A 22756-nucleotide genomic window follows, 5' to 3' on the forward strand; every position below is an offset into this window, starting at 1 on the left:
GATCCGTGCGGTCCGGGTCGGTGCGCGGGGCGGGCACCTGCGGTGCGGTGCTGGCCTGGCCCGGCAGTGAGCCAGTGCTGGGCGTCTGCGGTGGGGCGTCGGCCCTCCTGCGCCGCGCGGCGGTCCCCGTCGTCGAGCCGGAGCGCGGCGGCTCGGGCTCGGTCCCGGTCGTCGGGCCGGAGACCTGCGGATCGGGCTCAGGCTCGGTCTCGGCGACCGGCGCCGGCTCGGCCGCCGTGTCCCGAGCTACCACGCCGGGCTCGGCCGCGTGCTTTCGGTCGACTCGGTCGACTCGGTCGACTCGCTCGGCGAAGCGGGCGGCCAGCACCGAGCCGCCGATGCCGGCGATCACCGCGTACGGGGCTATCAGCTGGGTGGAAAGCTGCGCGGGGCCCAGCGTGGACCAGTACGGCAGGGTGGTCAGGTAGGCGAGCGCGACGAGCACCGGGCCGGCCGCGCCGGAGGCCGCCGCACCCACGCGGTGCCCGCCCGAGCGGGCGGACCGCCGGGCGGCCAGCACCCCGATCAGCAGCGCGGGCACCAGTGCCAGCAGCGCACCGGGCCAGTAGAGCTGGCCCGCGATCCAGTACCGGGCGTGATCCGGGGCGAACTGCCAGGTACCGAGTTGCGCGCCGGTAAGCCCTCGTCCGACGCGTACCCCGTCGATCACCGAGATCACCGCGAGCAGCCAGAGCCAGGCGGCCGTTGCTGTCACGTTGACCGCGGTGGCTCGGGAGCGAAGCGCCCAGATCGCGACGAGGACGCCGAGCAGGATGCCCAGCGTCGCCTGTACGGCGGCCGTCCGTTGTGGTGCGCCGGTGTCCGCGCCGGTGGCGACCCGCGCGGGTACGGCGATCAACAGCACCGTGACCAGCCCGCCCAGCCCGGCGCCGAGCGCCAGGGCCACCCGCCGCAGCAGACCACCGCGGTCGTGGGCCGGCGGCTCGGCCGCCGGCGGTGCCGTGCCCGTCGTCTGCACCGGGGCGGTGTCGGGGGTCGGGGGACGTCCGTCGACTGGGGTCTCGTGCTTCGGCACCGTCGCGGGCTGTGGAGACATCACGGTTTTCGCCGGTGCGGTCCGTTGGTGGAGCCGCTGCGCGCAGACCGCGCCGAGGACGGTCGAGCTGGCGGCGAGCCAGGTCGCCCAGGCGAGGCCGTCCGCCCAGGCCGTGTCGGTCGCACCGGCATCGGTGGGCGTCCAGGTGATGACGCCGAGCCCGTAGCCGAAGCCCAGCTGCGCCGCACCCGCGCCGGCAGCGACCCCGATCGCCGTCGCGATCGACACTCCCCAGCCCTGTCTGGCCATGCCGGGCAGCGTAACGTCCCGTCGTCGGCGCGGCGAGTCTTAAGACCCGCCGGTGTGGACCGCCGGTGCGGCGGATTGGGCGGCGGGCGGTACGGTCGCCGGTGATGAGGCGGTGGGCGTTATGACGGACACGAACACGGGCCAGCAGAATGCCGCCGGTGGCGGTGCCGGCCGGGTCAGCGTCGTGCTCGGTGGTGGGTTGGCGGCGGTGCTGCTCGCCGCCGTCGGCGCGACCGGTGGTTGGTTGCTTGCCGGCGAGGACGACACACCCGCCGGTGATCCGCTGGCCGTAGCGACCACGTCTGGTGCGCCGACCAGCAGGACCACCGCACCCCGACCGAGCAGCGCACGGCCGACGCCGTCGGCGGTCCAGACCTCCGCCACCCCGACCAAGGGGGCCGGCTTGACAGTGCCGCCGGTGATCGGCGTTGACTTCGAGCAGGCCCGGGATGCGCTGCGCAAGCACCGGCTGGGCTGGCGGCTGGTCTTCGGTAGCGGGGTTGGTCGGACGGTCGAGAGCACCGAACCGGCCGTGGGCAGCCCGGTCGCCCGGGGGACGACGGTGCAACTACAGGTCGCCGGGCCGGCACCGGCCGCCGAGGTGCCGGATGTGGTCGGCAAGAGCTGCGCCGACGCTGCCGACGAGTTGGTCGACGAGGGCCTCTACCCGCGCTACGTCAGTGAACGCAACGGGAAGGTCAGCCGGCAGGAGCCCGCCGAGGACGGCCCGGCCCGGTGGAACGACCAGGTCAGCATCTGGTGTGGGGCGGGCTCCGTCGAGCAGCCGACCACGAAACCCACGCCCTGATTCCTGGCCGGCGGGTCGCTTCCCGCTGGTGCCCGCCGTACTGCCGCGCCAGCCATCGGCGCGGCTCGGCACGCTGATCCCCGCCGCCGGCGCGGTGGGCGACTAGGTTGGCGGTCGAGGGCCATGACGCCCGTCCGGGTTCGGGAAGGGACGTGCGATGAGCGACGACCGCCAGGAGCCTCCCGTCGGCGAGCACGACGACGACCGGACCAGCCCCCTGCCCTCCGCCGCTGACCAGCCGGGCCCGCCGGCCGACCAGACGGTGCCGATACCGCCGCCGTGGTCCGGGCGGGCCGAGGTGCGCTCGCCCCGACCCGATGACTCCGCCGGAGAGTGGTACGTCGAGGAACAGGGTGGTCGGCGGTGGTGGTTGCCGATCCTCTGGGGCGTCCTGGCGCTGCTGCTCGCCGGCCTGCTCGGGGGTGCGCTCTGGTTGGCGCGCTCCCCGCAGGACGACGACCGGGACGATCCGGGGTCCACCCCGTCACTTCCGCCGACCAGTGCCCCGGGTGCTCCGTCGACCAGCGCAGCCCCCACGTCGGCGGCGCCCACCAGCGAGTCGCCGAGCAGCCCGCCCACCACGGACGCGCCGGACGAGCTGCCGGTGCCACCGCTCGCCGGCCTGTCGCAGGCAACCGCCGAAGGGCTGTTGGATCGGCTCGGCCTGGCCTACCGGGTGGTTTACCGCCCGTCGGAGTTGCCACCGGGCACGGTGGTGGGCACCGAGCCGGCGGCCGGCACGTCGGTGTCGACCGACGATGAGGTGTTGTTGATCGTCTCCGAGGCCCAAACTCCGACCGGGACGACCCCGACCACGCCGAGCCCCACGGTGACGAGCACGTCGTGACCGGTGGTCACCACATCCTGCGGCGGGTGCCGACGAGGCCGATGCCGGCCAGTGAGATGGCGAGGCCGAAGATGCCGGACCAGAACAGGGAGCGACGGATGTCCGCAGCGTCGTGCCTGGCTGGAGCTGCTTCGGTGAGTTCCTGACGGCCGCCGGACTGGCCGCCGGCACCCAGGCCGGATACCGGCCCGGTCGGGTCGGGTCGGGCGGAGTGGTCGGCCGGGGCGTCGGTGTCGATCCAGCCGGGGTCCTCGTAGACCGACTGACCGTCGCCCGTCGGCGGGTCGGAGTCGAGCACGGTGATCTCCGGTGCGGGCACCGGTGTGGTCAACCGGGTGGACGACATCGCCGGGTCGCGGACGAGAACCAGGAGTGTCGCCATCGCCCCGAGGAGGGCGAGGAGTCCGAAGGCATAGGCGATACGGGAGCGGTGGTGCCGCCGCAGGGCGGGCTGATTGACCATGACCATCCCAGGGTCAGGGTCCTGGACGAGCGGGTGGAACGGTGCCGGGGTGGGCGTACCTGATTCTATGGCGACGGCACGCCCACCGGCGGCGGATCTGCTGGGTCAGCCCACCCGGACCGGGGTGCGCGCGACCGGACGGCGGGCCCGCACGGTGTGCGGACGGGGTTCGGGGGCGGCCTGCAGTTGCTGCAGCCCTTCCCGCTGGACGAAGATTGACCGTCGGGTGACCGCGTCACCCGCGGCGTTCAACTCGTAGCCGTCGAGCCAGAGCCAGCCGTCATAGGTCGGCCAGTCGAGCACCCGGATCACCCGGAACTTGATCGGCCTGAGGAACTGGACACTCGCCGCGCGAGTCACGTGCAGTACGTCACCGGTGCGGGGAAGCACATGGGCTCCTGGGGAGGATCGGCCGGCGGTTGGGCCGGCGGTGCCTGAACGGGGGACGTCTCGGCCGGTGACGGGGTCGTGCCTCGTGAACCGGTGGTGCGGATGGTGGTGGTCGGGCCGTACCCCGCTGGTGACGTGCCGCCACCCGACCACCACCCGGTTGCTTCCGGGACCGCGCCCGCCGCCGCAGCTTGCCGGCTTGCAGCGGCGGGGTCCTTACCCCGGAGCAGGTCTCGTTGTCGTCGGCCGGGCCCGCGTCGTGCCCGGCATCCCCGGATCGGTGGGGTCACCACTCCGAGGGACCGAACGGGGACGCTGAGTGATCCGTGCCATACGGACAGACTGCATCAGGGACGTGCTTCATGCAAGTTGCACGTCGACTTTTGCCGATACGTGAGCGTGTCGCGCGAAAGGCCTATTGAAGCCATCCGCGTCCGGGCGGCACACTGAGGGCCGGTTTCGCCCGTCGCGGCCGGCCGAGGACCGGCACCACTCCCCTCCGTCGCGAACGCTCGCCGGTCGACGATCGCGCCCCCGGCGGGTGTCACCCAGTGGCGCGTTACCGGAGGTAGCCCGAGTGGGGTCGAGCAGCCAGCGGCGGGGACCAGTGACTCACGGGTTGCGCGATGAGTGAGCGGCGCAGCCCCACCATCAGACGGCGGCGGCTCGGGGCCGAGCTGCGCCGGCAGCGGGAGTCCGCCGGAATCACCATCGAGGTGGTCGCCGAACAGCTGGAGTGCTCGGCGTCGAAGGTCTCCCGGATCGAGACCGGGCACACCACCGCCACCCCTCGCGACGTGCGGGACATGCTGCGGATCTACGGGGTGGTCGGGGCCGAGAGCGACGAGCTCGTGCAGATCGCCCGGGAGGCCCGCCAGAAGGGCTGGTGGCATCCGTACAGCACGGTGCTCGTCGGCGCGTACGTCGGGCTGGAGGCGGCCGCGAGCTCGATCCGGGCGTACGAACAGCAGGTCGTTCCGGGTCTTCTGGAGACCGAGGAGTACGCCGGGGCCATGATCCGTGCCGCTCGGCCGGACTTCACCGCCGATCAGGTGCACCAGAGAGTGCGTGTCCGTTTGGGCCGTCAGTCGTTATTGACCCAGGACGATCCGGTCGATCTGTGGGTGGTGCTCGATGAGGCGGTGGTAAGTCGGCCGGTGGGCGGGGACGAGGTGATGCGCGGCCAACTCAGGCGGTTGGTCGAGGTGGCCGAGTTGCCGAACGTGACGCTGCAGATCCTGCCCTTCGAGGTGGGTGCGCACGCCGGCATGGACGGCACGTTCACGATCCTCAGTTTCCCTGAGCCCGGTGATCCGGATGTTGTGTACGCGGAGAACGCCACGGGTGGGCTTTTCCTCGAGAAGAGCGACGAACTACAGAAGTACAGCTTCATCTTCGATCACATCCGCGCTGCGGCCATACGTCCGGAGGAGTCCGTCGCACACATCGCAAAACTGGCAGAGGAGCCGTTGTGGAAATGGCGACCAAAGGGTTCCCGGTGGACCTGACGCGGGCAGCATGGTTCAAGAGCTCGAAGAGCGGGCCGAACTGTGACAACTGCGTGGAGGTGGCGTACGTGACGGGGGCGGTCGGAGTGCGGGACTCGAAGGACAAGGCGGGCCCCGCCCTGGTCTTCGCGCCGGGTGAGTGGCACGCGTTCGTCGCCGGCACCCGTGGTGGTGTGTTCGGCGTGGCCTGACCGAGTGGTCAGTGAAGTCCCCGTCCGGTTCGCCGGACGGGGACTTCGCCGTGTCCGCCTCGAGCGCGGCAAACGGCCGGGTCGCGACGGTGGCCGGCGAGGTTCCGTCGGGATTCCCGTCGCCACAGCGCGCCCATCTCGTTGAACCGGTCGGTACGGCGCTGGTCGACGACCCGCCGCACCAACCCGCAACCGAGCGAGTAGGCGAGACGGATGACGACGATCGGTTCAGACAACCTCACCAATGGCCCGGGAAAGCCGGAGCGGTTCGGTGGCAAGTACCGCGGCGCTCGTCGGGACACGGTTCTGACCGAGGTGGTCTCGACCGACCAGGAGTTGACTGGACGGGAGGGCGCTTCCGAGGCGACGGACTCGCCGCTCTCGCTGCCCTCACTGGACTCGAACCCGTTGATCGAGCCGTCGTTCCCGCCGACGGGCTGGCCGATGGAGCCGCCCGAGTCCCTGGCTGACCATCCGTTGCTTCGTGGTCTGCTGATGGAGTTGCCCCCGAAGGGCACCGTGCCCTCGCAGGACTGGCTGGACCGCTGGTTCGAGGCGACCAGGTCGATCCTGGAGTTGCTATACGTGCAGAGCGCCAGCCGTCCGCGCTGACCGTGCGGCGGCCGGCTGAGCCCGCTCGGCGAAGCGGTTGTGCCGCAGCGCGTGTCGGACCCCGATGGCGACCACCGCGAGCGCGCCGACGGTGATCGCCGGCCCGGTGACACCGGGGTCGGCGCCGAGATCGGTCCCGGCCGCCGCGATCAACGCCGGCAGCGTGGCCAGGGCGGTGACCTGTAGTGGCAGCCCGACGAGCGGGTGGGCCGCGGCGGCGCGCAGCCCGTGCGGTGCGGGGGTGGCGGGGGCGCTGGCGAACGCGCCGGCACCGGCCCGCAGCCGGCGGATCCGTCGTACGGAGCAGACCGACGCCACCAGCGCCGGGCCGGCGGTCAGGGTGAGCCCGGCGGCGGCCCGGTCGACCGGCGTGGTGCCGGTGCTGAACAGCCCGCCGCCGAGCACGGCCGCGGTGAGCGCCACGCCGGTGAGGGCAAGCACCAGCAACCATCCGGTACGCCGGCGCAGCACGCGGGTGTTGCGCAGCCGGGGCAGGCCGTCGGCAACGATGCCGGCGGCCAGCCAGACGGCGGCGACCGGGACCAGGATGGTGAGCTGACTCTCCATGTTCGAGAGTCTTTCCCGATTCGCGGCGGGGCGAATCCGGGCCGGTCCCCCGTTCGCCCCGGACGCCGGGCCCGTAGGGGGTCATCACTCGAAGGTTATGGACGTTTCGACATGTTCAACTGCCCGACCGCTGATCTACCCTCAGCTAAATCGGCAAGTGTCGATTGATGTTGGGGCCGGTGGTCTCGTTCCGCCGCCGGTCAGAGGGAGGTAGGAGATGGGTCTTCCACGAAGGTCCGTGCTGATCGGGGTGGCCACGGCGACCGTGCTGGCCGTCGGCACCCCAGCCCTGGCCGCCGAACCCGTCGGTGTGGTTCGGGCCGCCGGCGGAGCCACCGCCGTGCCGGACAGCTACATCGTCGTACTCAAGGACAGCGCCGTGGCCCGCGACCGGGTCGGCGACACCGCGAAGCGGCTCTCCGGCCGCCACGGCGGCACGGTGGCCCGCACCTACGGCGCGGCGCTGCGCGGCTTCGAGGCCACGGTGAGCGCGAGCGCGGCGGCGCGGATCGCCGCCGACCCGGCGGTGGCGTACGTCGAGCAGAACCACACCGTCTCGATCTCCGGCACGCAGGCCAACCCGCCCTCCTGGGGCCTGGACCGGATCGACCAGCGCAACCTGCCGTTGGACAGCTCCTACACCTACCCGAACACGGCGAGCAACGTGCACGCCTACATCATCGACACCGGTATCCGGTTCTCCCACAACGACTTCGGCGGCCGGGCAACCTCCGGCTACGACGCGGTGGACGGCGGGTCGGCCGACGACTGCAACGGGCACGGCACGCACGTGGCCGGCACCGTCGGCGGGTCCGCGTACGGGGTGGCCAAGGCCGTCCAACTCGTCGGCGTGCGGGTGCTGAACTGCTCCGGCAGTGGCACCAACGCCGGTGTGATCGCCGGCGTCGACTGGGTCACCGCGAACGCCATCAAGCCGGCGGTGGCGAACATGAGCCTCGGCGGTGGCGCGAACAGCTCGCTGGACAACGCCGTCCGCAACTCGATCGCCTCGGGCGTCACGTACGGCCTGGCGGCCGGCAACGACAACGGCGCGAACGCCTGCAACACCTCGCCGGCGCGTACTACGGAAGCCATCACGGTGGGCTCGACGACCAGCTCGGACGCCCGGTCGTCGTTCTCCAACGTCGGCACCTGCCTGGACATCTTCGCGCCCGGCTCGTCGATCACCTCGGCCTGGTACACCAGCAACACCGCGAGCAACACGATCAGCGGCACCTCGATGGCCACACCACACGTGGTCGGAGCGGCGGCCCTGGTGGCCAGCGCCAACCCGAGCTGGACCCCGGCTCAGGTCCGCAACCAACTGGTGGCCAACGCGACCCCCAACGTGGTGGGCAACCCTGGCTCGGGCTCGCCGAACCTGCTGCTCTACGTGGGCACCGGCAGCACCCCGCCGCCGCCCACCGGCTGCACCGGCACCAACGGCACGGACGTGTCGATCCCGGACGCCGGCTCCGCGGTGACCAGCTCGATCACCATCTCCGGCTGTGGTCGCAACGCGTCCTCGGCCTCCACCGTGGCGGTGAACATCGTGCACACCTACCGTGGTGACCTGGTCATCGACCTGCTCGCCCCGGACGGCAGCTCGTACCGGCTGAAGAACAGCAGCGGCTCGGACAGCGCCGACAACGTGAACACGACCTACACGGTCAACGTGTCCGGTGAGGCCGCCGACGGCATCTGGCGACTTCAGGTGCGCGACACCTACTCGGCCGACACCGGCTACATCAACACCTGGACCCTGACCGTCTGACCTGTCTCCTACGACGCGAGGCCCCACCCGGACACGCCCGGGTGGGGCCTCGCAACGTAGGACTCAGACCGAGAAGGTGACCGGCCGTTCGGTGGCCGGCGCCGGTGGACGGGCCTTCCACACGCCGATCTTCTGCGCGACCAGCCGACCCAGGTAGGCCGGGTTGAGGATGATGTAGCGGCGCCAGAGCCGCTTCGGCTCCAGACCGAGACGCCAGAACCACTCCAGGCCGGCACGCTGCATCCACGGCGGAGGCTGGCGCAGCAGCCCGGCGTGGTAGTCGAAGGCCGCGCCGACCGCCATCAGCGGCATGTCGAGCAGCGGCCGCATGGCGTACGTGAAGACCTCCTGGCGCGGGCAGCCCAGCCCGACCAGGACCAGCCGGGCACCGCTGGACCGGATCCGGTCGGCGATCTCGGCGTCCTCGCCGGGCTGGACGACACGGAACTTGGACGGCTCCACCCCGGCGATCTTCAGCGCCGGGAACATCCGTTCCAGGGCCGGGATCAACCGGGCGAGGGTCTCCTCGGTCGAGCCGTACAGGTAGACCGGTAGCCCCTCGTCGGCGAAGCGCGACAGCACGTGCAGGGTCAGTGTCGGCCCGTACACCCGGTCGGTGAGCCCCGCGTGGTGCAGCAGGTTGAGCGCCCACCGCACCGGCTGCCCGTCCGGGGTGACCACGTCGAAGGAGTTGAGTCGCGCGTTGTGCGCCGGGTCGAGCACCCCGGTCATCACACCGTGCACGGCCAGCGCGGTCAGCGCGAGGGGACGCCGCTCGTGCGCCGCGGTCACCACCGCGTCGGTCGCCTTGGCGTAGTCGGTGGCGTCGACCAGGACGCCGAGCACGTTGCGCTTGGTTCGGCTGCTCACGGCTGGGCCACCCACTTGTCCACGTTGGCCTCGTAGATCTCCCGCAGGATCATCGGCACGTCGTAAGTGATCTTCCAGTCCGGATACTGCGCCTCGAACCGGGCCATGCTGCTGACGTACCACTGGTGGTCGCCGGTCCGGTTCTGCTCGACATATTTGATCCGCGCCTCGCGGCCGGTGATCTCCTCGGCGATCCGGAACGCCTCGATGTGGGAGGTGTTGGAGTGCCGGCCGCCGCCGAGGTTGTAGACCTCAGCGGATCGGGGGGACCGGAAGAACGCCTCGAACGCGGTCAGCACGTCGTGTGAGTGGATCGCGTCCCGGACCATCTTGCCCTTGTAGCCGAAGAGGTTGTACGTCCGGCCCTCCATGACGCAGCGCATCAGATAGGCCAGGAAGCCGTGCAGTTCGGCCGCGGAGTGCGCCGGGCCGGTCAAGGTGCCGCCCCGGAAGCAGGCGGTCTTCATGTCGAAGTAACGCCCGTACTCCTGGACCATGACGTCCGCGGCGACCTTGGAGGCGCCGAAGACCGAGTGCAGCGAGTGGTCGATCGACATCTCTTCGGTGATGCCCTGGTACCAGCGGTGGTCCTCGGGCAGCTCGTACCGGGTCTCCAGCTCGATGAGCGGCAGGCTGTTGGGCCGGTCGCCGTAGACCTTGTTGGTCGAGCAGTGGATGAACGGCGCGTCGATCGCGTGCCGGCGGGTGTTCTCCAGCATGTTGAGCGTGCCGCCGGCGTTCACGTCGAAGTCCGTGTACGGCTCCTTGGCCGCCCAGTCGTGGCTGGGCTGCGCGGCGCTGTGGATCACCACGGCGATGTCCGACCCGTACTTCTTGAACACCTGCTCCAGGCCGTCCCGGTCCCGGATGTCCACCGCGAAGTGGGTGTACGCGTTACCCAGGTCACGGCTGAGCCGTTCAAGGCTCCAGGAGGTGGAACCGTCCTCGCCGAAGAAGTACCGGCGCATGTCGTTGTCGATGCCGACGACATCCAGACCGAGGCCGGCGAAATGCCGGACCGCCTCGGAGCCGATCAGACCACCCGACCCTGTCACCAACGCGACACTCACACGCCACTCCTGGTCCATCGGAGGCAGAATCCATCGGAGCATAGCGTGACGTCCAGCACGCCCCGATATGACGGAAGGGCCCCGCATAAAGCGGAGCCCTCGTCGGTGGGTGGGGATGGGGGGAGTTGAACCCCCACGCCCTTTCGGGCACACGGACCTGAACCGTGCGCGTCTGCCATTCCGCCACATCCCCGTGGCACAACCCGGAACACTGTAGCCGCCCCGGCCCCGCTGTCTCCAACGGGCCTCGGGAATACTACGCTGTCCCAGGCGCTCGCCACGAGCGATTACCGTTCGTGGCGGACGAAAGATTAGCACGACAGTCCTGGCCCTTCCGAACGGGCCGAGAGCAGCCGGCCGAGCGGCGTGTGAGCTGCGCGCGCGTCGGCCGGATACCATCATGTCCTCGGGACCCGAGGAGGAGCCGGTGAGCGTGCTGCAACGCTTCGAGAAGCGTCTGGAAGGCCTGGTCGAAGGGGCCTTCGCCAAGGTCTTCAAAGGGGTGGTCCACCCCGTGGAGATCCTCAACGCCATGCAGCGGGAGGCCGAGGCGCACAAGGCGATCCTGGCCGGTGGGCGCACGTTGGTGCCCAACCGCTACGTGATCGATCTCTCGCCGTTCGACCACAGTCGGCTGGCGCCGTACGCCGCCGCGCTGGCCCAGGAGTTGGCCCAGTCGCAGGCGGAGTTCATCGGCGAGCAGGCGTGGACGGTCTACGGCGACGTGATCGTCGAGATCGAGCGAGGCGAGGGTCTGGACACGGGCATGTTCCGTGTCACGGCCGAGGTCTACACCGGCGGCGAGGTCGCCCCGGTGTCGGCGCCCGGCTACGACGCCGGCCCGCCCGCCTACCCGGCCTACGACCAGGGCGGTGGCTACGGCCCTCCGCCCGGGCACGGCGGCGGTCGCAACGTGCGGCTGGTCTCCGGTGACGGTCGCACCTACCCCCTCCAGATGGGGTCGACGGTGATCGGTCGCGGCGACCAGGCCAACCTGCGGCTGCCCGACGTCGGCATCTCCCGGCGACACGCCCGGCTGGATTTCGACGGGGGCCAGGTCGTGCTGACCGATCTGGGTTCGACCAACGGCACCATGGTGAACGGGCAGCGGGTCTCCGCCGTCGCGCTCAACCCCGGTGACATGGTCCAGCTCGGCACGACGACGCTGACCTTCCGCGTGGACGGCTGAGCCGCCTTGCCGGAACTGGTCATCACCGTTGCCCGGTTCGGGTTCCTGATCCTGCTGTGGATCTTCGTGTTCACGGTGGTCGGCGTGATCCGCCGGGACCTCTTCGCGGGCGCCCGGTCCGGTCGCCTGGTGGCCGCGCCACGCGCGGTGGGCGCCTCGACGGGGCAGGCGGCCAAGCCAGCGAAGGTGAAGCGGGGCAGGGCGGCGCACCAGCTGGTGGTGACAGCCGGGCAGCTGGCCGGCACCCGGATCACTCTCGGTGAAGCGCAGATCACCATTGGTCGGGCTGAGGACTCCACCCTGGTCATCACCGACGACTACGCCTCCGCGCGACACGCCCGGCTCGTGCCGCGTGACGGGCAGTGGTACGTCGAGGATCTCGGCTCGACTAACGGCACGTACCTCGATCGCGCTAAGGTCTCCGGACCAACCCCCGTCCCCCTCGGCGTGCCGATCCGGATCGGCCGCACTTCCCTCGAATTACGGTCATGACTCTGACCCTGCGCTATGCGGCCCACAGCGACCGCGGTCTGATCCGAGACGGCAATCAAGACTCCGTCTACGCCGGGCCGCGGCTACTCGCCGTTGCCGACGGCATGGGCGGTATGGCCGCCGGTGACGTCGCCAGCAACATCGTCATCGGTGCCATGGCGCCGCTCGACGAGGACGTCCCGGGGGACGCCCTCGTCGATGCGTTGCGTTCGGCCGTGGGCACCGCCAACCAACAACTCCGCGACACGGTGGACGCCAACCCACAGCTGGAGGGGATGGGCACCACGCTGACGGCGACCCTCTTCACCGGCAGCAAGCTGGGGATGGTCCACATCGGCGACTCGCGGGCCTATCTGCTGCGTAACGGCGAGTTCGCGCAGATCACCAAGGACGACACGTACGTCCAGATGCTCGTCGACGAAGGCCGGATCAGCGCCGAGGAGGCGAGCAGCCACCCGCAGCGGTCACTGCTCACCCGCGCCCTCGACGGTCGGGACATCGACCCGGAATACTCGGTCCGCCAGGTCATGCCCGGCGACCGGTACCTGATCTGCAGCGACGGCCTCTCGGGTGTGGTCAGCGCCGAGACCATCGGCGAAACCCTGCGGGAGTACGCCGACCCGCAGCAGTGCGTCGAGCGGCTGGTGCAGCTCGCGCTGCGCGGCGGTGGGCCGGACAACATCACGGTGATCATCGCCGACGCCACGGATCAGGACATCGTCGAGGCGACCCCGATCGTCGGTGGCGCCGCCGCCCGGGACCGGGGCATGGCGACCTCCGCCGACAACTCGACTCCGGCCGCCCGAGCCTCGGCGCTCTCCGCGCCGCGCCCGGCCGCGCCCGAGGAGCCGGCGGCCTCGGACGACGAAGCGGACCGGCCGAAGCGACGGCCCGTCCGGACCGCCGCCATGACGCTGGCCCTGCTGGTGATCGTCGGCGGTGCGGCGTTCGGCGGCTGGACGTACACCCAGCGGCAGTACTACGTCGGAGCCACCGAAGAGGGCCAGGTCGCCGTCTTCCGTGGCGTCCAGGGTCAGATCGCCGGGATGGACCTGTCCAGCGTGCACCGCCGCAGCGGCACCCGGCTGGACGACCTCACGGTCGCCGCGCAGGACACCGTCAAGGTCGGCATCCGGGCCAAGAGTGAGCCGGACGCCGAGCGGCAGCTCGCCGAGCTGACCAGCGACACGCCGAGCAACCCCAACCTGAAACCGCTCTGCCCGCTCGAGCCGACCGTCGTCGGCGGCACCACCCCCACGCCCACGGCGACGCCGATCGGTTCGACACCGACCCCGGCCCTGACCCCGAACGGCAGCCCGAGCGCCAACGCGTCGCCGACCCCCAACGGGGTTGTCAGCGCAAGCCCGACCGTCGGTGCCACCACCGCTCTCGGTGGGGCCGGCGCGACCACCACACCCGACGTCACGCCCTCCGACACGGCCACGCCGGCGCTCGACCCGGCCGGTTGCCGGTCTCCTGAGTGAGCGTCGGCTGAGATTCTGAGGACCCCACCCGTGACCGTAGCGGCCACACCGGCATCCTCGCCCGCGACCGCGGGCGAGCAGTCCGGCGTACGCCTGGCGCGGTCGCGCCGCAACGCCGAGCTGTCTCTACTGCTGCTCGCGATGGTGCTGGTGGCCGCGTACGGGGCGACCGTCGAGGCGAGCCTGCTGGACACGGTCACCTCGGATTTCTGGATGCCGGCCGCCGCGCTCGGCGCGGTCTTCCTCGGCCTGCACCTGGTCATCCGGTTCCTCGCCCCGTTCGCCGACCCGGCGCTGCTGCCGGCGGTGGCCCTGCTCAACGGGCTCGGGGTGGGCTTCCTGCGCCGGATCGACCTGGGTGATGCCCCGGTGGCCGAGCGGGAGAGCCTGGCCGTCTTCGCCGGGCAGGGCGGGCGCCAGCTGGCCTGGACACTCGGTGCGGTGATCCTCGCCGCCGGTCTGCTCGCCATCATGCGTGACCACCGGTCGATCTCGCGGTACGCGTACACCCTGGGGTTGGCCGGCATCGTGCTGGTGATGATCCCGGCGGTGCTGCCGTCCAGCATCTCGGAGATCAACGGCGCGAAGCTGTGGATCCGGGTGGGCGGTTTCTCCATCCAGCCGGGTGAGTTCGCCAAGTTGGCGCTGCTGGTCTTCTTCGCCTACTACCTGGTCCGCAAGCGCGAGGTGCTGTCGCTGGCCAGCCGGCGTTTCCTCGGCATCGACTTCCCGCGTGGCCGCGACCTCGGCCCGGTGGTCGGCGTCTGGCTCATCAGCGTCCTGGTGCTGGTCTTCGAGAAGGACCTGGGCACCTCGCTGCTCTACTTCGGCATGTTCGTGGTGACCCTCTACATCGCCACCGAACGGGTCAGCTGGCTGCTGATCGGCCTGGTCCTCTTCTTCGGCGGCGCGTACCTCGCCTACGTTCTCGGCTCCACGGTCGGTGGGCCGTTCGCCAACTTCTACCTGCGGGCGGAGATCTGGCTGGACCCGTTCGCCGACCCGACCGACAAGGGCTACCAACTCGTGCAGGGCCTGCTCGCCCTGGGCACGGGCGGGCTCTTCGGCGCCGGGCCGGGCGGTGGCCAGCCGGAGATCCTGCCTGAGGTGCAGAACGACTTCATCTTCGCCGGCATCGGTGAGGAGATCGGCCTCTTCGGCCTCTCCGCGCTGCTGGTGGTCTACCTGCTGATCGTGGAGCGCGGGCTGCGCGCCGCGATCGCGGTGCGCGACTCGTTCGGCAAGCTGCTCGCCGGCGGTCTGGCGTTCACCCTCGGCCTCCAGGTCTTCGTGATCGTGGGCGGGATCAGCAAGCTCATCCCGCTGACCGGTCAGACCACCCCGTTCCTGTCTGCCGGTGGCTCGTCGCTGATGGCCAACTGGTTGCTCATCGCGGTGTTGCTGCGGGTCTCCGACGGTGCCCGCCGGCCGGTGACCGGAGGAGGCGGCGGCAAGGCGGCCCGTCCCAGCGGTGGCCCACCCGAGCAACTGCACGGTGCTCCCACGGAGGTGATCAAGCCGTGAACGCACCGCTGCGCCGCGTCGGCGTCGTCGTCATGGTCCTGTTCGGTCTGCTCTTCGCCAACCTCAACTGGATCCAGGCCTACAAGGACGACGAGTACCGAAACAGTGACTACAACGGCCGGGTCAAGGTCGCCGAGTACAAGATCAAGCGGGGCAACATCGAGGCCGGCGGCACCGCCCTGGCCACCAGCAAGGAGACCGCTGGCACGCTGAAGTTCCAGCGCAGCTACCCGGGTGGCCCCAAGTACGCCCACGTGCTCGGCTACAAGACGGTCAACCTGACCGACCAGGGCATCGAGAAGGTGGAGAACGACTTCCTGGCCGGCACCAGCGACCAGCTGATCGGCGACCGGGTGAAGGACATGTTCACCGGCGACGACACCGGTGGCGGCAACGTGCTGCTCACGCTCTCGAAGCGGGCGCAGGACGTGGCGTACGACCAGATGCGCAACAACGAGGTGGGGGCGAAGAAGGGCGCGGCGATCGCCATCGACCCGCGTACCGGCGCCATCCAGGCGCTGGTCTCGATGCCGAGCTTCGACCCGAACCCGTTGGCCAGCCACGACGGCAATGTGGCGGCGGCGGAGTTCAACAAGCTGGAGAAGGACCCGGACGAACCGTTGAAGAACCGGGCGCTCTCCGAGACGCTGCCGCCGGGCTCCACCTTCAAGATCGTGGTCGCCGCGGCTGCGTTGGAGAACGGTGTCACCAAGACCACCGAGATCCCGGCCGGTTCCAGCTGGACCCCGCCCACCTCGGGCACCCCGATCAAGAACGCCGCCGGCTCGATCTGCCCCCAGGCGAAGGTCACCCTGATGGTGGCGGTCACCGATTCGTGCAACACCGGCTTCGCTCAGCTCGGCGTGCGGCTCGGCGCCGAGGCTCTCAAGGAGAAGGCCCGCCAGTTCGGCTTCGAGCAGGAAGACCTGACGGTCGGCCACCTCGGCGAGGGCGGGCTGCGCACGGCGGCCAGCCGGACCGGGGACATGCAGAACCCGGACGGAAGCACCGACCCGGCCGCTCTGGCGCAGTCCTCCATCGGCCAGAACAACGTCCGGATGACCCCGCTCGAAGGCGCCCTGATCGCCGGTGCGGTCGCCAACAGCGGCAGCCAGATGCGGCCGTACCTGGTCCGGCAGTGGCTCGCCCCGGACCGGACCACCAGCTACTACACCGCCAAGCCCCGGGAGCTTCGCCAGCCGGTCGACGCGCGGGTCGCCGGTGACCTGCGCGACATGATGGTCAGCGTGGTTCAGAAGGGCACCGGGCGGACGGCCGCGATCAACGGCTACACGGTCGGCGGCAAGACGGGCACCGCGCAGTCCGCCCCGGATCGGCCCGACCACGGCTGGTTCATCGGCTTCGCACTGGACAAGAACGGCACGGCGGTCTCCGCGGTCTGCGTGGAGCTGGAGCAGGCCGGCCCCGGTGGCAGCGCCGAGGCGGCCCGGATCGCCGGCCAGATCATGCGAGCCGCCATCACCGACCCCGGGGGTCGCTGACATGCTCAGCCCCGGCGTCCAGCTCGGCAACCGCTACCGTCTCGACGAGCGGATCGCCAGCGGCGGCATGGGCGATGTCTGGCGCGGCACCGACCAGGTGCTCGGCCGGACGGTCGCGGTCAAGAGCCTGCTACCCGCCCTGCTCGACGACCCGGACTTCGGCGAGCGGTTCCGCGGCGAGGCCCGCACCATGGCCACCATCAACCACCCCGGTGTGGTGGACGTCTACGACTTCGGCAACGACCAGCAGATCGCCTTCCTGGTCATGGAGTACGTCGAGGGTGACGCCCTGTCGTCCACGCTGAGCCGGGTCGGACGGCTCACCCCGGCCCGGACGATGGCCCTCGTCGCGCAGGCCGCCGACGCGCTGCACGCCGCGCACGAGAAGGGCATCGTGCACCGCGACGTGAAGCCGGGCAACCTGCTGGTCCGACCGAACGGCACCCTGGTGCTGACCGACTTCGGCATCGCCCGTTCCGACCTGGTCGGCCAGCTCACCGCCGCCGGTTCGGTGCTCGGCACCGCCTCGTACATCTCGCCGGAGCAGGCCACCGGCGGCGTGGCCAGCCCGGCGTCCGACGTTTACGCCCTCGGTGTGGTCGCCTACCAGTGCCTGGCCGGTCGGCGGCCGTTCGAGGGCGACAATCCCCTCGACATCGCGATGCGGCACGTCCGGGAGACACCCCGGCCGCTGCCGGCCGACATCCCTCCGCAGGTGCGCGCCCTGGTGGAACGGGCGTTGGCCAAGGACCCGGCCGCACGCTGGCCGAGCGCCGCCGCCCTCGCCGGGGTCGCCCGTCAGCTCAAGGCCGCGCTGTCGCAGCAGGCCCGCTCCGGTGGCAACCCCGGGCCGGTCTCCGCGGCGCCCGCCTCACCCGCCGCGCCCGGCCGGGCTCAGGTGCCGCAGGCGCACCAGATGCGTCCACCGACGGCCCGCCCGCCGGTCGGCGGGCCCAGGCCGACCACTGTCGCGCCCGCCCAGCAGCCACGCCCCACCGCCGTCGCGCCGGCCGTTCAGCCGGCCCGGCCGCAGGGCGCACCGAACGGCTACCCGCGCGGTGCGGCAGCCGTGCCCGCCGGGCCACCCCGGCAGGAACACCCACCGGCGTACGTCCGACAGGCCGGCCCGGCGATGCCGTCAGCCCAGCCGCAGCGGTCCCGGCCCGGGATGGTGCTTCTCGCCATCCTGCTGGCCGTGCTGGTCCTGCTCTGCTCCGGCGTGATTTCCTACAACCTACGGAAGCAGTCGCAGTCCGGTGCGTCCGCCGGGCTGGCGCCGCGCACGGTGGTGTCCGGCGCGCTACGACTCGACGGACGCGACGATCCGACCCGGACGTCGTACCGTCGGGAGGTACGACTCCAGCCGGGCAACGGCGGGACGACGACGAGCGAAGGACGACAGACGCGATGACAGCGCAGGCCCGCCTGCTCGGTGGCAGGTATCAGGTCGGCGAGCTGCTCGGCTATGGCGGCATGGCCGAGGTGCACCGCGGTCGCGACCTCCGACTCGGTCGGGACGTTGCGATCAAGATGCTCCGCACCGACCTCGCCCGGGACGCGACGTTCCAGATGCGGTTCCGTCGAGAGGCGCAGAACGCCGCCTCGCTCAACCACCCGGCGATCGTGGCGGTCTACGACACCGGCGAGGAGACCGCCCCGACCGGCGAGACGCTGCCGTTCATCGTCATGGAGTTCGTCAACGGGCGGACCTTGAAGGAGGTCCTCGGCGCCGAGGGTCGGCTGCAGCCGCGCCGGGCGCTGGAGATCTGCGCCGACATGTGCGCGGCACTGGAGTTCAGTCACCGGCACGGCATCATCCACCGGGACATCAAGCCCGGCAACGTGATGCTCACCCAGACCGGTCAGGTCAAGGTGATGGACTTCGGCATCGCCCGGGCGTTGGCCAGCGGCGCGACCACCATGACGCAGACCAGCGCGGTGATCGGCACGGCACAGTATCTTTCCCCGGAGCAGGCGCGCGGCGAGGCCGTCGACGCGCGCTCCGACGTGTACGCGGCCGGCTGTGTGCTGTTCGAGCTGGTCTGCGGCCATCCGCCGTTCGTCGGGGACAGCCCGGTCAGCGTCGCGTACCAGCACGTACGGGAGACGCCGCCGACGCCGAGCGACATCAACCCGGACGTCACCCCGGCCGTCGACGCGATCGTGCTCAAGGCGTTGTCGAAGAACCCGCTCAACCGCTACCAGAGCGCCGGCGAGATGCGCGCCGACCTGCTCCGCGCTGCCGCCGGCCGCCCCGTGCTGGCCACTCCGGTGCTGCGCGAAGCGGAGACGATGGCGATGGCCCCGGCCGGCGGTGGGGGCGGCTATCCGGCTTCGGGCCGTGGGCCGCAGACCGGGCAGATCCCCGCCCGGGTCGGCGACCCGCGTCAGCGCAAGGCGTCCTCCTGGCTGATCGCGACGTTCAGCGCGGTCGGCGTGCTGGCAGTGATCGCCCTGGTCGCTGCCCTGCTGTGGAACATGAATCAGGGCAAGGACCTGAAGTCGGTGCCCACCCTCACCGGCAAGGCGCGGGACGTGGCGATCGTCGAGATTCAGAAGGCCGGGCTCACACCGAAGGTGGGTGAGCCGGTGTTGGCGAGCGACTGCACGAAGGGCAACGTCGTCAAGCAGGATCCGCTGCCCACCACTCCGCTGAAGCAGAACGAGACGGTCACCATTCAGGTCTGTGGCGGCGTCCCCGACGTGCGCGTTCCGGCCGGGCTCAAGGGCAGCAAGCGGGAGAGCGCCATCGCCCGGCTCACCGAGGCGAATCTCAAGTACGAAGTCAAGACGGTGGACGACGAGGCGAGCGAGGACGAGGTTCTCGACGTCAACCCGCCTTCGGGTGAGAGCGTCCCCGAAGGCACGAAGATCAAGCTCACGGTCTCCAACGGCAAGGTTCGCGACGTGCCGGACGTGGTCGGGCTGAGCCAGGACGATGCCACCCGGTTCCTCAAGGACCGCGGCTTCGTTGTCGTCGTGCAGGACGGGCCGGAGGTGCCCGCCGCCGAGGCGGGGAAGGTCACCGACCAGAGCCCGAACGGCAAGGAGAAGAAGCCGACCGGCACGAAGGTGACCATCAAGGTGAGTCAGCCGGAGCCGGAGACCCCCACGACGCCGACGATCACGCCGACGGCGACGCCGACGACCACGCCGACCACTCCGGGCAATGGGGGCGGTATCGGTCTGCCGTTCCTACCTCCGCCGACCCGGTCCGAGGATTAGGCCACCCGCGGGCATCGGCGTGACCGAGGCAGAGTCGTCAGCGGTCGCGCCGACGCGGCGGTGGCCGCGACGCGTCCGCCGGCTGGCCGGTTCCGGGCTCGTCCTGCTGGTGCTCGCGAGTACCCCGTGGCTGTGGACGACGCTCTCCGCGCGCGGCCACGTCTACGCCGCCGCCGACGCGCCGAGCGCCGACGTGGTGATCGTCCTTGGTACCGAGGTGGCCGACGATCGGCAGCGGCCCGGTGACCGTCTCGCCGGCCGCCTGGACACCGCCGCCGAGTTGGTGGCCGGCGGGCGCGCCACTGTCGTCCTCGTGTCCGGCGACGGCGGTGGCGCGTCGGGCGACGAGCCGGCGGTGATGACGACGTACCTCGCCGAGCGCGGTGTCGACAGGCGGCGGGTGGTGGCCGACCCGTTCGGCCTGGACACCTACGACAGCTGCGCGAGAGCACGCGAGGTGTACGGCGTCGAACGGGCCCTGATCGTCACCCAGTCGTACCACCTGTCCCGGGCGGTGACGCTGTGCCGCCATCTCGGCCTCGACGTCGACGGGGTGACCGCCCGCTGCGACGGCTGCGGTGCCGCACTGCTCGCCGAGAAGTCGATCCGGGACTACTTCGCCAGCGGCAAGGCCGCGTGGGACGCGGGCCGGGGCCGACCGCCCGCGGTGCGTTCGCCGGCGGATCCGGCGATCCAGAACGCGCTGCGGGGCTGATCCGCCCGGTTCAGCGGCCTGGCCACCGAGTGGTGGGGATTCAGGCGGTGGCGAAGGCCGCGAGGCGGCGGGCGTCGACCTCGGCGGCCAGCGCGGGTGCGCGCTCCAACGCCTCCTGGTGGCCGCAACTGGCCAGCCAGTTGGCCAGCATCAGGTGACCGCCCTCGGTGAGCACCGACTCCGGGTGGAACTGGACGCCCTCGATGGGCAGTGTCCGGTGCCGCATCGCCATCACCACGCCGGAACCGGTCCAGCCGGTGACCTCCAGCTCGTCGGGGAGCGTCTCGGGCAGCACGGCGAGGGAGTGGTACCGGGTGGCGGTGAACGGGTCGGGCAGGCCGGCGAGGACGCCGACCGAGTGGTGCCGCACCTCGGAGGTCTTGCCGTGCAGCAGCTCGGGGGCGCGGGTGACGGTCGCCCCGAACGCCTCGCCGATCGCCTGGTGGCCGAGGCAGACACCGAAGATCGGCAGCTCGCCCGCGTACTTCCGGATGACGTCCAGGCAGATGCCGGCCCGGTCGGGGCTGCCCGGCCCGGGTGAGAGCAGGATGCCGGCGGCGCCCACTCTGCCCACCTCGGCGACGTCGATCTCGTCGTTGCGGCGGACCTCGCAGTCGACGCCGAGCTGGCCCAGATATTGCACCAGGTTGAAGACGAACGAGTCGTAGTTGTCGATCACCAGGACGCGCATGGTCACCTACTCGGGGAGGGAGGCGCTGGGTTGTTCTGGTCGGTGTCGTACGGCAGCTCGTGCTCGTCGCCGGCCGGGTTGTCCCCGGTCACCGGGTTGTCGCCGCCGGTCTCGGCGGGTACGCCGGACTCGACCTGCACGTCGTCGAAGGGCAGCAGGGGCTCGGCCCACGGGAAGGCGACATACCAGAGCAGCGCGACCGTGGCGGCCACCAGCAGCACCGAGCCGGTCAGCTTTCCGACCAGGCCGAACGGCAGCTTGCGCCAGATGAACGCGTACATCGGGTCAGCCTCCCAGCTCCGCCGGGCGGCCCGCCGATTTGGGTTGGGTGCGGTCCAGTTCGGCGTGGATGATCAGGCGCTGGTAGTTGTCGAACTTCGGGTTGCACGTGGTGAGGGTGAGCATCCGCTTGGTCGCCTTCTTGTTCGGCTCGCCGGGCACCGGCGCCACCACTTCCACCTGGGTCGGCCTGACGATCCGCGTCTGCGACACCCGGTAGACGTACCAGTCGGTCTTGCTCTCGACCACTATCGCGTCGCCGTCGTTGAGCTCGTCCAACCGCCAGAAGGTGGCCCGGTTGCGGTGGCCGGCGACGGAGAAGTTGCCCACCTGGCCGGGGAGCGCGCTGGCCGGGTAGTGGCCCGGGGCGTAGCGGATGTCGGCCTGGGTGACGCCTTCGACCACTACCCAGTTCTTGTCCAGCTTGGGAATGTAGAGACCCGCGAGCGGCTTGCCGCGTACCGGCGGCGACGGTTTGACGCTTGGGCCGGCCGCCGACGGGGCGACAGTGGGGTCGTCGGTCGGGCCCCACGCCTGAGCCAACTCGTTGTTGAGGTCGTTCTGGTGGGCGTCGACGATGGCCGACTTGCCCCAGACCTCGTAGCCGGCGAAGAGCAGCACCACCAAGCCGAAGGTGATCAGGACCTCGCCGGTGACGCGGACGCCGCTGCGCAGCCGAGAGCCGAATGACGGGCGGGTGAGTTCGGAGTAGACGCTCTTGTAGCCCTCACCGGTCTGATGCGGCCGGAGTAGGATCACCCGCTCGCCGCGTCGGGGCTGGGGAGGGTCGGCGGAGGTGCCGTCGGTCGGCTCGGCGGGGACCGCTGTGCGGGGGACGGCACCCATCAGCGCGGTCATGTCCATGGTCGGCGGCCTGGTGGCGGGCGTGGCGGGCACGGCCGGGATCAGCGCGGTGGCGGCCGGATCCGCGCCCCGGTCACCGCCAGCGCTCGGCGGGACCCGGCGCGGCCCGGTCGACGGCGCGAAGCCCTCCGGCCCGGTCGACGGCGCGAAGCCCTCCGGCCCGGCCGCTGCCGCACGGTTGGGGGCGGCCGGTGAGACGGGGATGGCCGGTGGGACCGGGCTGGCCGGTGAGACCGGCGAGACCGGGGCGGCCGGAGGGCCGGCGGGTCGTGCGGGCCGGGCGGTGACCTGCGGAATCGGCGCGGTCGGCGAGTCGGCCAGCGGAGGGGTCGAGGGACCGGAGGAGGCCGGCCGGCTCGGCGGGCCGGAGGTCGTCGGCCGGGTC

General features: G+C 71.1%; 23 protein-coding genes and 1 tRNA gene. 14 read left to right on the forward strand and 10 right to left on the reverse strand.

Features of this window, described 5'->3' with window-relative positions; translation table 11 throughout:
- On the reverse strand, nt 1-1306 hold a 1306-nt coding region (locus tag DLJ59_RS26715; RefSeq protein ID WP_158630913.1), incomplete at its 3' end, for a hypothetical protein.
- Nucleotides 1307-1427: 121 nt separating this feature from the next.
- Here DLJ59_RS26715 and DLJ59_RS26720 point away from each other — a divergent pair.
- Both DLJ59_RS26720 and DLJ59_RS26725 read left to right on the forward strand, forming a co-directional pair.
- Nucleotides 1428-2114, forward strand: a complete 687-nt coding sequence (locus DLJ59_RS26720; protein ID WP_124775682.1) for a PASTA domain-containing protein — start codon at nt 1428-1430, stop codon at nt 2112-2114.
- Between the two features lie 157 nt (nt 2115-2271).
- Nucleotides 2272-2961, forward strand: a complete 690-nt coding sequence (locus DLJ59_RS26725) for a PASTA domain-containing protein (RefSeq protein WP_124775684.1) — start codon at nt 2272-2274, stop codon at nt 2959-2961.
- A gap of 7 nt (nt 2962-2968) precedes the next feature.
- Here DLJ59_RS26725 and DLJ59_RS26730 read toward each other — a convergent pair whose 3' ends face one another.
- Both DLJ59_RS26730 and DLJ59_RS26735 read right to left on the reverse strand, forming a co-directional pair.
- Nucleotides 2969-3430, reverse strand: a complete 462-nt coding sequence (locus DLJ59_RS26730) for a hypothetical protein (protein ID WP_124775686.1) — start codon at nt 3428-3430, stop codon at nt 2969-2971.
- A gap of 99 nt (nt 3431-3529) precedes the next feature.
- Nucleotides 3530-3814, reverse strand: a complete 285-nt coding sequence (locus DLJ59_RS26735) for a hypothetical protein (protein WP_124775688.1) — start codon at nt 3812-3814, stop codon at nt 3530-3532.
- Nucleotides 3815-4440: 626 nt separating this feature from the next.
- On the opposite strand from DLJ59_RS26735, the gene DLJ59_RS26740 reads away from it, so the two are divergent.
- The 3 genes from DLJ59_RS26740 (at nt 4441) to DLJ59_RS26750 (ending at nt 6125) form a co-directional block, all read left to right on the forward strand.
- Nucleotides 4441-5322 (forward strand): helix-turn-helix domain-containing protein, encoded by an 882-nt coding sequence (locus DLJ59_RS26740; protein WP_030331961.1) that lies wholly within the window; start codon nt 4441-4443, stop codon nt 5320-5322.
- On the forward strand, nt 5292-5513 hold the full coding sequence (locus DLJ59_RS26745) for a DUF397 domain-containing protein (protein ID WP_124775690.1): 222 nt from the start codon (nt 5292-5294) through the stop codon (nt 5511-5513). Before DLJ59_RS26740 ends, DLJ59_RS26745 begins: the two co-directional genes overlap by 31 nt.
- A gap of 213 nt (nt 5514-5726) precedes the next feature.
- Nucleotides 5727-6125 carry a hypothetical protein gene (locus tag DLJ59_RS26750; protein WP_124775692.1) on the forward strand — a complete coding sequence of 133 codons (399 nt, stop codon included), beginning with the start codon at nt 5727-5729 and terminating at the stop codon, nt 6123-6125.
- Here the strand turns inward: DLJ59_RS26750 and DLJ59_RS26755 are convergent.
- Nucleotides 6093-6692 (reverse strand): hypothetical protein, encoded by a 600-nt coding sequence (locus tag DLJ59_RS26755; protein WP_124775694.1) that lies wholly within the window; start codon nt 6690-6692, stop codon nt 6093-6095. The two genes, DLJ59_RS26750 and DLJ59_RS26755, sit on opposite strands and share 33 nt — an antisense overlap.
- Nucleotides 6693-6909: 217 nt before the next feature.
- Here DLJ59_RS26755 and DLJ59_RS26760 point away from each other — a divergent pair, with 217 nt between their 5' ends.
- On the forward strand, nt 6910-8466 hold the full coding sequence (locus DLJ59_RS26760) for a S8 family peptidase (RefSeq protein WP_124775696.1): 1557 nt from the start codon (nt 6910-6912) through the stop codon (nt 8464-8466).
- A 63-nt stretch (nt 8467-8529) separates the two neighbouring features.
- On the opposite strand, the gene DLJ59_RS26765 is transcribed toward DLJ59_RS26760, so the two are convergent.
- From DLJ59_RS26765 to DLJ59_RS26775, 3 genes are all read right to left on the reverse strand, one after another.
- Nucleotides 8530-9336, reverse strand: a complete 807-nt coding sequence (locus DLJ59_RS26765; RefSeq protein WP_124775698.1) for a WecB/TagA/CpsF family glycosyltransferase — start codon at nt 9334-9336, stop codon at nt 8530-8532.
- Nucleotides 9333-10448 carry an NAD-dependent epimerase/dehydratase family protein gene (locus tag DLJ59_RS26770; protein WP_208648846.1) on the reverse strand — a complete coding sequence of 372 codons (1116 nt, stop codon included), beginning with the start codon at nt 10446-10448 and terminating at the stop codon, nt 9333-9335. The genes DLJ59_RS26765 and DLJ59_RS26770 overlap by 4 nt, the downstream gene beginning before the upstream one ends.
- A gap of 68 nt (nt 10449-10516) precedes the next feature.
- Nucleotides 10517-10599: transfer RNA gene (locus DLJ59_RS26775), tRNA-Leu, on the reverse strand.
- A 207-nt stretch (nt 10600-10806) separates the two neighbouring features.
- Between DLJ59_RS26775 and DLJ59_RS26780 the strand changes: the two genes are divergently transcribed.
- Genes DLJ59_RS26780 through DLJ59_RS26815 form a run of 8 tightly spaced genes read left to right on the forward strand, consistent with a single transcriptional unit; the run spans nt 10807 to nt 20537 of the window.
- A complete protein-coding gene (locus DLJ59_RS26780; RefSeq protein ID WP_007454122.1) occupies nt 10807-11595 on the forward strand; it encodes an FhaA domain-containing protein in 789 nt (262 codons plus the stop codon).
- Between the two features lie 6 nt (nt 11596-11601).
- On the forward strand, nt 11602-12087 hold the full coding sequence (locus tag DLJ59_RS26785; protein WP_124775702.1) for an FHA domain-containing protein FhaB/FipA: 486 nt from the start codon (nt 11602-11604) through the stop codon (nt 12085-12087).
- Nucleotides 12084-13571, forward strand: a complete 1488-nt coding sequence (locus tag DLJ59_RS26790) for a PP2C family protein-serine/threonine phosphatase (protein WP_124775704.1) — start codon at nt 12084-12086, stop codon at nt 13569-13571. Before DLJ59_RS26785 ends, DLJ59_RS26790 begins: the two co-directional genes overlap by 4 nt.
- A gap of 30 nt (nt 13572-13601) precedes the next feature.
- Nucleotides 13602-15095 (forward strand): FtsW/RodA/SpoVE family cell cycle protein, encoded by a 1494-nt coding sequence (locus DLJ59_RS26795; RefSeq protein ID WP_124775706.1) that lies wholly within the window; start codon nt 13602-13604, stop codon nt 15093-15095.
- Nucleotides 15092-16597, forward strand: a complete 1506-nt coding sequence (locus tag DLJ59_RS26800) for a peptidoglycan D,D-transpeptidase FtsI family protein (protein ID WP_124775708.1) — start codon at nt 15092-15094, stop codon at nt 16595-16597. The genes DLJ59_RS26795 and DLJ59_RS26800 overlap by 4 nt, the downstream gene beginning before the upstream one ends.
- A gap of 1 nt (nt 16598) precedes the next feature.
- Nucleotides 16599-18008: a serine/threonine-protein kinase gene (locus tag DLJ59_RS26805; RefSeq protein WP_124775710.1), complete on the forward strand. Its 1410-nt coding sequence runs from the start codon at nt 16599-16601 to the stop codon at nt 18006-18008.
- Nucleotides 18005-19822, forward strand: coding sequence for a Stk1 family PASTA domain-containing Ser/Thr kinase (gene pknB / locus DLJ59_RS26810; RefSeq protein WP_124775712.1), 1818 nt, complete (start codon nt 18005-18007; stop codon nt 19820-19822). Before DLJ59_RS26805 ends, pknB begins: the two co-directional genes overlap by 4 nt.
- A 19-nt stretch (nt 19823-19841) precedes the next feature.
- Nucleotides 19842-20537 carry a SanA/YdcF family protein gene (locus tag DLJ59_RS26815; RefSeq protein WP_244236253.1) on the forward strand — a complete coding sequence of 232 codons (696 nt, stop codon included), beginning with the start codon at nt 19842-19844 and terminating at the stop codon, nt 20535-20537.
- A 40-nt stretch (nt 20538-20577) separates the two neighbouring features.
- Here DLJ59_RS26815 and DLJ59_RS26820 read toward each other — a convergent pair whose 3' ends face one another.
- From DLJ59_RS26820 to DLJ59_RS26830, 3 genes are all read right to left on the reverse strand, one after another.
- Nucleotides 20578-21228 carry an aminodeoxychorismate/anthranilate synthase component II gene (locus tag DLJ59_RS26820; RefSeq protein ID WP_124775716.1) on the reverse strand — a complete coding sequence of 217 codons (651 nt, stop codon included), beginning with the start codon at nt 21226-21228 and terminating at the stop codon, nt 20578-20580.
- Nucleotides 21229-21230: 2 nt separating this feature from the next.
- The gene (locus tag DLJ59_RS26825) at nt 21231-21509 is read right to left on the reverse strand and encodes a hypothetical protein (protein WP_124775718.1); all 279 of its coding nucleotides are present in this window, start codon (nt 21507-21509) and stop codon (nt 21231-21233) included.
- 4 nt (nt 21510-21513) lie between these two features.
- The coding region (locus DLJ59_RS26830) for a class E sortase (protein WP_244236254.1) at nt 21514-22756 on the reverse strand (1243 nt) is incomplete at its 5' end.

The sequence above is a fragment of the Micromonospora inaquosa genome, assembly GCF_003857055.1.
Taxonomy (GTDB): domain Bacteria; phylum Actinomycetota; class Actinomycetes; order Mycobacteriales; family Micromonosporaceae; genus Micromonospora; species Micromonospora inaquosa.

What these genes read in the sequence shown, in the direction of transcription:
- DLJ59_RS26760 (WP_124775696.1), top strand. Translation starts at nt 6,910, where the DNA reads ATGGGTCTTCCACGAAGGTCCGTGCTGATCGGGGTGGCCACGGCGACC.
- DLJ59_RS26805 (WP_124775710.1), top strand. Translation starts at nt 16,599, where the DNA reads ATGCTCAGCCCCGGCGTCCAGCTCGGCAACCGCTACCGTCTCGACGAG.
- DLJ59_RS26790 (WP_124775704.1), top strand. Translation starts at nt 12,084, where the DNA reads ATGACTCTGACCCTGCGCTATGCGGCCCACAGCGACCGCGGTCTGATC.
- DLJ59_RS26725 (WP_124775684.1), top strand. Translation starts at nt 2,272, where the DNA reads ATGAGCGACGACCGCCAGGAGCCTCCCGTCGGCGAGCACGACGACGAC.
- pknB (WP_124775712.1), top strand. Translation starts at nt 18,005, where the DNA reads ATGACAGCGCAGGCCCGCCTGCTCGGTGGCAGGTATCAGGTCGGCGAG.
- DLJ59_RS26755 (WP_124775694.1), bottom strand. Translation starts at nt 6,692, where the DNA reads ATGGAGAGTCAGCTCACCATCCTGGTCCCGGTCGCCGCCGTCTGGCTG.
- DLJ59_RS26750 (WP_124775692.1), top strand. Translation starts at nt 5,727, where the DNA reads ATGACGACGATCGGTTCAGACAACCTCACCAATGGCCCGGGAAAGCCG.
- DLJ59_RS26770 (WP_208648846.1), bottom strand. Translation starts at nt 10,448, where the DNA reads ATGCTCCGATGGATTCTGCCTCCGATGGACCAGGAGTGGCGTGTGAGT.
- DLJ59_RS26740 (WP_030331961.1), top strand. Translation starts at nt 4,441, where the DNA reads ATGAGTGAGCGGCGCAGCCCCACCATCAGACGGCGGCGGCTCGGGGCC.
- DLJ59_RS26720 (WP_124775682.1), top strand. Translation starts at nt 1,428, where the DNA reads ATGACGGACACGAACACGGGCCAGCAGAATGCCGCCGGTGGCGGTGCC.
- DLJ59_RS26780 (WP_007454122.1), top strand. Translation starts at nt 10,807, where the DNA reads ATGTCCTCGGGACCCGAGGAGGAGCCGGTGAGCGTGCTGCAACGCTTC.
- DLJ59_RS26730 (WP_124775686.1), bottom strand. Translation starts at nt 3,430, where the DNA reads ATGGTCATGGTCAATCAGCCCGCCCTGCGGCGGCACCACCGCTCCCGT.
- DLJ59_RS26820 (WP_124775716.1), bottom strand. Translation starts at nt 21,228, where the DNA reads ATGCGCGTCCTGGTGATCGACAACTACGACTCGTTCGTCTTCAACCTG.
- DLJ59_RS26745 (WP_124775690.1), top strand. Translation starts at nt 5,292, where the DNA reads ATGGCGACCAAAGGGTTCCCGGTGGACCTGACGCGGGCAGCATGGTTC.
- DLJ59_RS26825 (WP_124775718.1), bottom strand. Translation starts at nt 21,509, where the DNA reads ATGTACGCGTTCATCTGGCGCAAGCTGCCGTTCGGCCTGGTCGGAAAG.